The organism is Pseudomonas entomophila (assembly GCF_029193575.1).
Classification (GTDB): Bacteria; Pseudomonadota; Gammaproteobacteria; order Pseudomonadales; family Pseudomonadaceae; genus Aquipseudomonas; species Aquipseudomonas entomophila_G.
Window position 1 is genome coordinate 69,010 of the sequence record NZ_JARGCS010000034.1, and the last position, 10,184, is coordinate 79,193.

The window sequence follows — 10,184 nt, forward strand, 5'->3', positions numbered from 1 at the left end:
GCTTCTCCTTACCGGGCGCAGTGTGCCACAGCCTGCGGGAAAAGCCCCCACGTCCGTGTGGGAGAAGTAAACGTCAGCGATTGAAACGTTCGGCGAGGCTGTGCAGGTATTCGGCCATGTGTTCCAGGTCCTGGCTGATCTCGGCGCCCTGCTTGGCCTGCCCGGCGCTCTGGTCGCACAGCTGGGCGATGCGCACGATCTGCTGGTTGATGTCCTCGGCCACATGGCTCTGCTGCTCGGACGCCGTGGCCATCTGCTGGCTCATGCCGGTGATGCGGCTCACCGCCTGAACGATGCCGCCGAGCGCCGACTGCACCGCCTCGACGCTGTGCACGCTGTCGCGGGAGATCTGCTCGCCGCGGTTGGCAGTGCTCACCGCGCGCTCGGCGCCGGCGCGCAGGGAGGCGATGATGTGGTGGATCTCGTCGGTGGAGGCACGGGTGCGCTGGGCCAGCGAGCGCACTTCGTCGGCGACCACGGCGAAGCCCCGCCCCTGCTCGCCGGCGCGGGCGGCCTCGATGGCGGCGTTGAGCGCCAGCAGGTTGGTCTGCTCGGCGATCGAGGTGATCACATCCACCACGCTGCCGATCGACTGGGTCTGCTCGGCCAGGGCGTTGACCGCCTGGCCGATATCGCCGACCGCCTCGCTCATGCTGCCCATGGCCTTGAGGCTCTGCTGGGCCAGCTCGCTGCCCTGCTGCGCCAGCTGGTCGGCATCGCTGGCGGCGTGGGCCGTGCTCTGCACGTTGTGGGTGACCTGCTGGATGGTCGCCGCCATCTGCGCGATGGCGGTGGCCGACTGGTCGGTTTCGCTGCGCTGGCGGTCGAGCATCTGCGCCTGGGAATCGGACAGTTCGGCGGATTGCGCGGCCCGCGACTTGACCCCGACACCCGCGTCCACCAGGCGGGTCAGCGCGGTCTGCAGGCGCGCTTCTTCGCTGATGATGGCCAGGTCCAGCTGGCCACGCAGGCCGGGGTTGTCGCTGTAGGTCAGGGCCACCAGCGGGCTGGTGAAGGCCTTGGGGTGTTCTTCCAGCGTGCGGCGGATGGCCCCGTTCTGACGCTGCTCGATCAGCAACCAGGCGCCGAGCAGGCTGGCCATCAACACACCTAGCGCGGCGTAGGCCGGTAGCCACAGGTAGGCGGCGGCCGACAACAGCCCGGCGCCGACCAGCGGCCAGCCATTGCCCAGGTAATGCAGCGCCCGCGCCGCCAGGGGCACCGGCGAACGCCCGCCGCGCAGGCGCGCGTAGAGCGCTTCGGCGCGGTGGATCTGCTCGCGGCTGGGCACCGAGCGCACCGACTCGTAGCCGCTGATGCGGCCGTTCTCGTAGATCGCCGTGACGTAGGCGCTGACCCAGTAGAAATCGCCGTTCTTCGCGCGGTTCTTGACCACGCCCATCCACGGTTTGCCCTGCTTGATGGTTTCCCACATATGCCCGAAGACCGACGGCGGCATGTCCGGGTGACGCACCAGGTTGTGCGGCTGGCCGACCAGTTCGTCGTAGGTGAAGCCGCTGATCGCCACGAATGCGTCGTTGCAGTAGGTGATGCGGCTGTTCAGGTCGGTGGTGGAGATCAGCCGCTGCTCGGCGGGGAAGGTTCTTTCATGCTCAGTGACGGGCAAGTTCATGCGCATCTGGGCGGTCCTTGCTTGTGGAGATGAGGGGACGTTTCATCAAAGCAAGTAAAGGTTTAGCAGAGCTTTTTCAGGTGCGGGATCACCAATCTGTAGGAAAGTTCCCTAGCTGACGGAATGTATCTGTAGGAATAAGGTTTCGCGCTGAATAGGACGCGTCTGAGATGGCGAGAGGGCCGTCACGGTCACCCCACGTTCAACTGCGACTTGAGCAGGTCGCGGAACGTCTGGATCAACGGCTCGCGGCTACGCCCCCGGCGAATGATCAGCGAAAACGGCGCCTGGTAGCCGAAGGTCGACGGCGACAGCACACGCAAATCCCCCTTGTCGGCCCAGGCCTGGGCGTAGTGCTCCGGCAGGTAGCCGATATAGGCGCCCGACAGGATCAGGATCAACTGCGCCTCCATGCTCTCCACCGTCGCCGCGCTGTGCTTGAAGCCGTGCCGGGCCAGTTCCGCCTGGCTCCAGTAGCCACGCCCGACCATGCGCTGCTGGGTGATCACCTGCGCGGGGATGCGCCGCTCGGCGAACAGCGGGTGCCGGCTGCTGCAATACAACCAATGCTGCTCGCGGTACAGCGGCTGGTACACCAGCCCGCTCATGCGTGAAGAGAACGCGCCGATGGCCAGGTCCAGGCGGTTGTCCTGCACCCCCAGCTGCAACTCGTAGGGGCTGGACACCGACAGGTGCAGGTGCACCGCCGGGTGTTCCTGGCTGTAGGCGCCGATCGCCTCGGCCAGCGGCAGCGCGCGGTCGCCGACGGTGGAGTCGATCACCCCCAGGTTCAGGGTGCCGCGCAGCTCGCCCTTGAGCGCCGCGGCATATTGCTCGAAGCCGTCCAGCTCGGCGAGCAGGCGCAGGGTCTCCTGGTGGAACAACTCGCCCTTGCTGGTCAGGCTGAAGCCGCCCCGCCCCCGGTGGCACAACACCAGGCCCAATGCGCTCTCCAGTTGGCTCATGTAGGTGCTGATGGCCGAGGTGGAGAGGTTGAGCTCGCGCTGGGCATTGGCGAAACCCTGATGGCGCACCACGCTGACGAAGATCCGCAGCAGTTTCAGGTCGGGCATGGAGGAAGCCATGGTGCAAAGGGTCCGCAGGCTGGAAATGCGCAGAGTCTAACCTGGCCGCCGGCCGTTAGTTCAGAAATTCCTGAAGTAAGTATTTGTCGGTAGCGATTCTTCCCGGCCATTACCTTGCGCAGACTGGCCGAAATGTCCCTGCCCGCCGGCATGATCGCGCCCGTCTGGCGCGCGGCGGCAGAGGTTCGAACAAACAGAACAATCGACCGACTGATGAGGCCCACCGTGGACAAGATTCTCCACCAACCACTGGGCGGCAACGAAATGCCGCGTTTCGGCGGCATCGCCACCATGCTGCGTCTTCCCCACCTGCAAAGCGCCGAAGGCCTGGACGCCGCCTTCATCGGCGTGCCGCTGGACATCGGTACCTCGCTGCGCTCCGGCACTCGCTTCGGCCCTCGGCAGATCCGCGCCGAGTCGGTGATGATTCGCCCGTACAACATGGCCACCGGCGCCGCGCCGTTCGACTCGCTGTCGGTCGCCGACATCGGTGACGTGGCGATCAACACCTTCAACCTGCTCGACGCCGTGCGCATCATCGAAGAAGCCTACGACGAGATCCTCGAACACAACGTCATCCCCATGACCCTGGGCGGCGACCACACCATCACCCTGCCGATCCTGCGGGCCCTGCACAAGAAGCACGGCAAGATCGGCCTGGTGCACATCGACGCCCACGCCGACGTCAACGACCACATGTTCGGCGAGAAGATCGCCCACGGCACCACCTTCCGCCGCGCCGTGGAAGAAGGCCTGCTCGATTGCGACCGCGTGGTGCAGATCGGCCTGCGCGCCCAGGGCTACACCGCCGACGACTTCAACTGGAGCCGTCGCCAGGGCTTCCGCGTGGTGCAGGCCGAAGAGTGCTGGCACAAGTCGCTGGAACCGCTGATGGCCGAAGTGCGCGAGAAAGTCGGTGGTGGCCCGGTGTACCTGTCGTTCGACATCGACGGCATCGACCCGGCCTGGGCGCCGGGCACCGGCACCCCGGAAATCGGCGGCTTGACCACCATCCAGGCGATGGAGATCATCCGCGGCTGCCACGGCCTGGACCTGATCGGCTGCGACCTGGTGGAAGTCTCCCCACCCTACGACACCACCGGCAACACCTCGTTGCTGGGGGCGAACCTGTTGTTCGAGATGCTCTGCGTCCTGCCGGGCGTCGTGCGCCGCTGACAGCTGCACCCGCTCCTCCTTTCGGAGCGGGCTTGCCCCGCGATAGGGCCGGCAGGACCAACACTGTTGCCTGGCCCGACGCAATCGCAGGACAAGCCCGCGCCTACGGAGGGGCCCGTAACACCCCGGGCAGGAGCCATGGGTCAGGGCCATAGAGGCCCGCCAACACAAGACGAAGACCGCCGGGCGCCGTGAGCCCGCCCGCGTGGTCGATCTCGCCATAATAAAGATAATCGGAGACACCCCATGGCCTTGGACATCATTGTTGTAGTGCTCTACGCCGCCGGCATGCTCGGCCTTGGCTGGTATGGCATGCGGCGGGCAAAAACCCACGAAGACTACCTGGTCGCCGGGCGCAACCTCGGCCCGACCCTCTACATGGGCACCATGGCGACCACCGTGCTCGGCGGTGCGTCCACCGTCGGCACCGTGCGCCTGGGCTATGTCCACGGCATTTCCGGCTTCTGGCTGTGCGCCGCGCTGGGCCTGGGCATCATCGCCCTGAACCTGTTCCTCGCCAAACCGCTGCTGCGCCTGCGCATCTTCACCGTGACCCAAGTGCTGGAGCGTCGCTACAACCCGATGGCACGCCAGGCCAGCGCGGTGATCATGCTGGCCTACGCCCTGATGATCGGCGTGGTCTCGACCCTGGCCATGGGCACCGTGCTGCAGGTATTGCTGGACGTGCCGTTCTGGATGGCGCTGTTGTTCGGCGGCGGCGTGGTGGTGGTGTACTCGACCATCGGCGGCATGTGGTCGCTGACCCTGACCGACATCGTCCAGTTCATCATCAAGACCGTGGGCCTGATGTTCATCCTGCTGCCGGTGTGCCTGTACAAGGCCGGTGGTTGGGACACCCTGGTGGCGAAACTGCCGGCGGCCAGCTTCCAGCTGACCACCATCGGCTGGGACACCATCATCACCTACTTCCTGATCTACTTCTTCGGCATCCTGATCGGCCAGGACATCTGGCAGCGTGTGTTCACCGCGCGTGACGAGAAAGTCTGCCAGCGCGCAGGCACCACCGCAGGCATCTACTGCGTGCTGTACGGCCTGGCCTGCGCGATGATCGGCATGGCCGCCCACGTGCTGATGCCCGACCTGGCGAACCCGAACAACGCCTTCGCCGAGATGATCAAGACCACCTTGCCCGACGGCATCCGTGGCCTGCTGATGGCCGCGGCCCTGGCGGCGATGATGTCGACCGCGAGCGCCGGCCTGCTGGCGGCGTCCACCACCCTGACGGAAGACCTGCTGCCGAAGCTGCGTGGCGGCAAGCAGTCGAGCCTGGGCGTGAACCGCCTGTTCACCCTGCTCACCGGCCTGGCGGTGCTGGCCATCGCCCTGGCGGTGAACGATGTGATCGCGGCCCTGACCCTGGCCTACAACCTGCTGGTCGGCGGCATGCTGATCCCGCTGATCGGGGCGATCTTCTGGAAACGCGCGACCACCTCGGGCGCCATCGCCAGCATGTCGCTGGGCTTCGTCACTGCGCTGTTCTTCATGTTCAAGGACGGCCTGGAGGCGAACTCGCCGATCTACTACAGCCTGGCCGTGGGCCTGGTGGCCTTCGTCGTGGTCAGCCTGCTGTCGCGCAAGCCGGTGGCGGCGGTGAACCTGGCCTGAAGCGGTTAGTGCCGGTGCGCGCTCGCACCTCCTGAAGGCGCGGGCCCGCACCGCAGCAGGGCCGGCCCAGACAACGAAAAAGGCCGCCGCATCTCGCCGATGCGGCGGCCTTTTTTCATGCTTTGTTCAGCGGCGACGCGGCTGGCGTTTGCGCTGTTCTTCGTCTGTCGGTATCGGCACCGGTTGCAGCGGTGGCGGGAGCAAGCCCAGGGCGACAGCGAGGTCGTGGAGCCAGTTGTACATGCGCTTGTTCATAGTGCCCCCTTGACGGGTCAGCCTCACGGCAAATCTAAACCTTCGATGCTTCATACAGATCATAGTCCCATGTTCTGTATTACGCATGCGCCTATTCCTACAGGTAAGGGCGAGTTTGACGCGGATCAAGCGGAAAGCGCCTGTACCGACGGCCGGTCAACTGTTTCCGCTTGTTGCAGGTCGATCCACGCCTGCAAGTTTGCCCCACACATGCCCTGGCGCCACATCAGCCACGTGACCGCCAAGTCGAACGGCGCCTGCAACGGGTGCACGCTGACCTGCTCGCGGCCCGGCAGGCTGTCGAGCATCGAGCGGGCCATCATCGCCACGCCCGCCCCCGCGATCACGCACGCCAACATGCTCTGGTACGACTCGATCTCCATCACCCGCCCCATCGGCGTGTGGTCGTGGGCGTACCAGGCCTCCAGGCGCATGCGGTACGAGCAGCCCTGGCGGAAGGTGAACACCGCCTTGCCCGCCACATCGCGGGCACTGCGTACCGGCGGGTGCTCGGGGCTGGTGATCAGCACCAGTTCCTCCTCGCACAGCGGCACGCCATCGAGCCCGGCCAGGCTCGGCGGGCCGTCCACCAACGCGGCGTCCAGGCGGTGGCTGAGCAGCCCTTCAAGCAGTTCGTTGCTGGGCGCGGCCTGCACTTGCAGGTTCACCGCCGGGTAGGCCTGGTGGTAGCGCGCCAGCAGGGTCGGCAGGTGGATGGCGGCGGTGCTGTACATGGTGCCGAGAAGGAAGTCGCCAGCCGGCTCGCCGCCCTGCACGGCGGCAATGGCCTGGTCGCGCAACGCCGACAGGCGGTTGGCGTAGTCCAGCAGCACCTTGCCTGCCGGCGACAACTGCAAGCGTTGGCGCTCACGCAGGAACAACTCCACACCCAGTTGCTCCTCGAGCTGGCGCAGCCGCGTCGACAGGTTCGACGGCACTCGATGCAGGCGCTCGGCGGCGCGGGTCAGCGAGCCCTCCTCGGCCACGGCCTGGAAGATACGCAGTTGGCTGAACTCCATGACATTCTCCAAAACAGAACAACTTGATCATCATTATTCAATTTTTTTGAAAGTCAATCCGCCCTACCCTGCCTCTCATCGATTACCCGCGCAGGAGCCTCTTCATGTCGCCGCTATTACAACTGCTGGCCAGCGCCGTGGCCTTGATGATGGCCATGGGCATCGGCCGCTTCGCCCTCACGCCGCAACTCCCGAGCCTGATCAGCGAAGGCCAGTTCGACCTGACCGCCGCCGGCCTGGTGGCCGCCGCCAACTACCTGGGTTACTTGCTTGGCGCGGTGGACGGCATGTTCGCCCGCCAGCCGCGCCAAGTGCGCCTGCGCCTGCACCTGGGCCTTTGGTTGTGCGTGGTGCTGACCCTGGCCTCGTGGGCTGCCCATGGCTTTTGGAGCCATCTGCTGCTGCGCTTCGGCACCGGCGTGGCGAGCGCCTGGGCGCTGGTGATGCTCACCAGCCTCAGCCAGCACGTCGCCGCCAGCCATGGCCGGGCACGCCAGGGCGCCCTGGTGTTCGCCGGACCCGGCGTCGGCATCGCGCTGACCGGCGTACTGGCCCTGGGCGCGCACTCGCTGGGGCTGGACTCGGCGGCGTTGTGGCTGGTCTACGCGGTCGCAGCGCTGGTGATGCTGCTGGCCGTGCTGCGCTGGCTGCCACGCGCCCCCAGCCTGCCGGCCGTCCCGGCCCCCCTGGGCGACGGCCCGACCCGCAATGCTGGCATCGTCCGGTTGGGGCTGGTGTACGCGCTGTACGGCATCGGCTATATCCTGCCGGCGACCTTCTTGTCGCAAATGGCCAACCAGCAGTTCCAGGGCCATTGGCAGGCCGACCTGTTCTGGCCCGCGTTCGGCCTGGCGGCGGCGCTCGGGGTAGTGCTGGTCAGCCTGCGCAGGGCGGGGCGCACCGTCACTTGGCTGACCGCCACCTTGTGGCTGCAGGGCTTGGGCGTGCTGGCCTGCCTGATGGGCGGAGGGCTTGGGTTGGCGCTGGGCGTGTTGCTGTGTGGCGGACCGTTCCTGGCCTGCATGCAACTGGTGATCCAACGTTCGCGGGAACTGGCGCCGCACGCCGCGCAGCGCAACGCCGGGCTGCTGACCGCCTGTTTCGCCGTCGGGCAGTTGAGCGGGCCGTTGCTGGCGGCGCTGAGCAATCACTTCAGCGGCGGGTTGCAACCGGCGCTGGTGCTGGCGGCTTCGGGGCTGGGATTGGCGGGCCTGCTGGCGCTGGCCGGTGGGTATGGCCGCCGGGAGGGGTGCGTGGCGGCTCAGGAGTTGGGATAGGCAGCAGCCACAGCGGCTGCCCTAGCCCCCCCATTCAACCAATGACCCGGCGCAATTGCCGGCGCACCCAAGGCTCGACACTCACCAGCACCACGCCAAGCAGCACCATCAACGCCCCCAGCACGAAGTTCAGGCTCAGCGGTTCATCCAGCAACAGCACGCCGATGTCACCCCGAACACCGGCGTGGCAAAGGGAAACACCGCAGGTTCGACGCCAGGTAGCGGCGCAACAACCAGAACCAGGCCAGGTAACTGGCGAACGACGCCACCACGGTGGTCGCGCCTTCGTGGCCAGCCTCAGGCCGGGGTCAGGCTATTTGAGCCTTAGCCGACACCTGCTCGAAGGTGGTTTCGTCCAAGGGGTCTTCCTGCTCGTCGAGCACCTGGCGCGGGTGCGCGAAGCCGGGGATGCTGCTGTCGATCAAGCTGAGCAGACGCGAGCCGCGCTCGGTGAGGACGAAGTTCTCACCGTTGCCGCCATCCTCCGGCGCCCGGCTCTCGATGAAGCCACGTTCGAAGAGAAGCTTTTCGTACTCGCAGGCCCGGGTCTTCAGATGATCCACGTCACCTACCGCCTGGCCCGTGGCGGCCAGCGCCGCGGCGTGCTGTTCGGCATAAGGGCGTGGGGTGAAGCTGTGACCGGCGCCGTTCTGCACCTCGTGCAGCAAGCGCTCGATCAGGTCCCAGTCGTAGGTGCTCATGGTGCTGGCCTCTGCTGTGGGCGGGGTACACAGCTTGGGACAGAGCGGGGCGCCTAGCCGTTCAACCAATCTTTTCGTTTCATTTAACGCTGCTCGTCAACATTGATTGTTTCGTCGCCTGTAGTTTACAAACGCTCATTCAGCGAGCATGGCAACCCAACGCTGAAGACATTTCTCACCGTGATGAAGGCACTCGGCATCGACATGACGGCGCGGCCACACGTTTCCCATTGGACGAACGCGTACTTCAGAACATGAACTTCCCACGGTTTTGGCCTTCAACCGATTATCAATCATGACGAGGCCAATCCCATGAACCGCCTTCAACCCATTGTATTGCTCACCACCCTGCTCTTCATCCTCCCCGCCTGGGCTTGCACGCCCGAGGAAGCCACGCAGAAACGCGAGGACCTGGCCAAGCTGGTTGCGCAGTTGACCGAGCAAGACGCCGGGAAAGCCAAGGAGATCAACGATGAGCTCCAGGGGATGGAGCTGGGGACGGCGAGCAAGGACCTGCCCGACAAGTGCCAGTTGATTGACAAGCGGATCGCGGAGTTGAAGGCGGTGTCTAGTCCTGAAATAGGTTTACACCTGTTCAGGTAGGCCGACAGACCTCAAAACGCCCGATGCACCGCATCGGGCGTTTTGTTTTTCAGGGCCATATGAGGCCGTTCTGTGTTGTAGATCTGCACTGCCTCGTCAACCATTTGCCTCGCTTGCTCCAGATCTGCAGGGCTACTCAACAGCAGCTCCATCTTGAGGATTCCGTTGATTCGCTCGGCCAGCGCATTCTGGTAGCAGTCATACCCATCGGTCATGGAGCACTGAACGCTGTGCCGTTGATGCAGTGACTGGTATAGCGCCGAGCAGTATTGGATGCCTCGATCCGAATGGTGGACTAATGGCTGGCGATGACGTCGCTTCCGTAATGCCTGCTTGAAAGCTTGCGCCACCGACTCGGCATGCAGGCTTTCATGGACGTGGTGGCCAACGATTTTCCTGGAGTACGCATCCGTGATCAGGCTCAGGTATAGCGGGCCGTTACGTGCAGGCAGGTAAGTAATGTCGGCCACCCAGACGTGTTCCGGCCTTGTCGGAACAATCTGGCTTGGCCCGGGCTTGAGTAAGTTGGGATGGCGGTAGAAGCGATGAAAGCTTTGTGTTGTCTTGTGGTAGGCCCGCTTAGGCAGTACGAGCAAACGGCGCTCTCCCAAGACCTGGAACAGCCTATCTCGGCCGACCTGGAATCGTCTGTCAGGTTGGCAATGCAGCAGATAGTGCAGCTTGCGAGTACCCAGACGGGGTTGGCGCATTCGGACTTGCTGTACAAACTCAACCACCCGGTCTGCCTGGCGTTCTTTGCCATCAGCGGCTCGGTTGCGTTTGTAGTAAGCCTGTCGACTGATGCCTAG

At 65.0% G+C, this 10,184-nt stretch carries 10 protein-coding genes and 1 pseudogene; 4 read left to right on the forward strand and 7 right to left on the reverse strand.

Going from position 1 to position 10,184, the window contains the following annotated elements; genetic code table 11:
- Positions 1–73: 73 nt before the first annotated feature.
- Complete coding sequence (locus P0Y43_RS16410; RefSeq protein ID WP_275638328.1) at positions 74–1,639, reverse strand: methyl-accepting chemotaxis protein; 1,566 nt, start codon at positions 1,637–1,639, stop codon at positions 74–76.
- A gap of 185 nt (positions 1,640–1,824) precedes the next feature.
- Positions 1,825–2,718, reverse strand: a complete 894-nt coding sequence (locus P0Y43_RS16415; RefSeq protein ID WP_275638329.1) for a LysR family transcriptional regulator — start codon at positions 2,716–2,718, stop codon at positions 1,825–1,827.
- Between the two features lie 225 nt (positions 2,719–2,943).
- Between P0Y43_RS16415 and speB the strand changes: the two genes are divergently transcribed.
- Positions 2,944–3,894, forward strand: coding sequence for an agmatinase (gene speB, locus P0Y43_RS16420; protein ID WP_063543768.1), 951 nt, complete (start codon positions 2,944–2,946; stop codon positions 3,892–3,894).
- A 246-nt stretch (positions 3,895–4,140) separates the two neighbouring features.
- Positions 4,141–5,520, forward strand: coding sequence for a sodium:solute symporter (locus P0Y43_RS16425; RefSeq protein ID WP_275638330.1), 1,380 nt, complete (start codon positions 4,141–4,143; stop codon positions 5,518–5,520).
- Between the two features lie 126 nt (positions 5,521–5,646).
- On the opposite strand, the gene P0Y43_RS16430 is transcribed toward P0Y43_RS16425, so the two are convergent.
- Complete coding sequence (locus P0Y43_RS16430) at positions 5,647–5,775, reverse strand: PA1414 family protein (RefSeq protein WP_256815133.1); 129 nt, start codon at positions 5,773–5,775, stop codon at positions 5,647–5,649.
- A gap of 125 nt (positions 5,776–5,900) precedes the next feature.
- Positions 5,901–6,794, reverse strand: coding sequence for a putrescine utilization regulator PtrR (ptrR, locus tag P0Y43_RS16435; RefSeq protein ID WP_275638331.1), 894 nt, complete (start codon positions 6,792–6,794; stop codon positions 5,901–5,903).
- Positions 6,795–6,898: 104 nt separating this feature from the next.
- Between ptrR and P0Y43_RS16440 the strand changes: the two genes are divergently transcribed.
- Positions 6,899–8,071, forward strand: coding sequence for a YbfB/YjiJ family MFS transporter (locus P0Y43_RS16440; protein ID WP_275638332.1), 1,173 nt, complete (start codon positions 6,899–6,901; stop codon positions 8,069–8,071).
- A gap of 34 nt (positions 8,072–8,105) precedes the next feature.
- Here the strand turns inward: P0Y43_RS16440 and P0Y43_RS16445 are convergent.
- A pseudogene (locus P0Y43_RS16445) lies at positions 8,106–8,343 on the reverse strand (EamA family transporter); the annotation flags it as partial.
- 36 nt (positions 8,344–8,379) lie between these two features.
- Positions 8,380–8,772, reverse strand: a complete 393-nt coding sequence (locus tag P0Y43_RS16450) for a transcriptional regulator (protein WP_275638333.1) — start codon at positions 8,770–8,772, stop codon at positions 8,380–8,382.
- 312 nt (positions 8,773–9,084) lie between these two features.
- Between P0Y43_RS16450 and P0Y43_RS16455 the strand changes: the two genes are divergently transcribed.
- The gene (locus P0Y43_RS16455) at positions 9,085–9,375 is read left to right on the forward strand and encodes a hypothetical protein (RefSeq protein ID WP_275638334.1); all 291 of its coding nucleotides are present in this window, start codon (positions 9,085–9,087) and stop codon (positions 9,373–9,375) included.
- Positions 9,376–9,386: 11 nt separating this feature from the next.
- Here the strand turns inward: P0Y43_RS16455 and P0Y43_RS16460 are convergent.
- Positions 9,387–10,184, reverse strand: a 798-nt coding sequence (locus P0Y43_RS16460; RefSeq protein WP_275636849.1) for an IS3 family transposase, incomplete at its 5' end; no start/stop codon positions are given.

What these genes read in the sequence shown, in the direction of transcription:
- P0Y43_RS16430 (WP_256815133.1), bottom strand. Translation starts at nt 5,775, where the DNA reads ATGAACAAGCGCATGTACAACTGGCTCCACGACCTCGCTGTCGCCCTG.
- P0Y43_RS16425 (WP_275638330.1), top strand. Translation starts at nt 4,141, where the DNA reads ATGGCCTTGGACATCATTGTTGTAGTGCTCTACGCCGCCGGCATGCTC.
- P0Y43_RS16415 (WP_275638329.1), bottom strand. Translation starts at nt 2,718, where the DNA reads ATGGCTTCCTCCATGCCCGACCTGAAACTGCTGCGGATCTTCGTCAGC.
- ptrR (WP_275638331.1), bottom strand. Translation starts at nt 6,794, where the DNA reads ATGGAGTTCAGCCAACTGCGTATCTTCCAGGCCGTGGCCGAGGAGGGC.
- P0Y43_RS16410 (WP_275638328.1), bottom strand. Translation starts at nt 1,639, where the DNA reads ATGCGCATGAACTTGCCCGTCACTGAGCATGAAAGAACCTTCCCCGCC.
- P0Y43_RS16450 (WP_275638333.1), bottom strand. Translation starts at nt 8,772, where the DNA reads ATGAGCACCTACGACTGGGACCTGATCGAGCGCTTGCTGCACGAGGTG.
- P0Y43_RS16440 (WP_275638332.1), top strand. Translation starts at nt 6,899, where the DNA reads ATGTCGCCGCTATTACAACTGCTGGCCAGCGCCGTGGCCTTGATGATG.
- P0Y43_RS16455 (WP_275638334.1), top strand. Translation starts at nt 9,085, where the DNA reads ATGAACCGCCTTCAACCCATTGTATTGCTCACCACCCTGCTCTTCATC.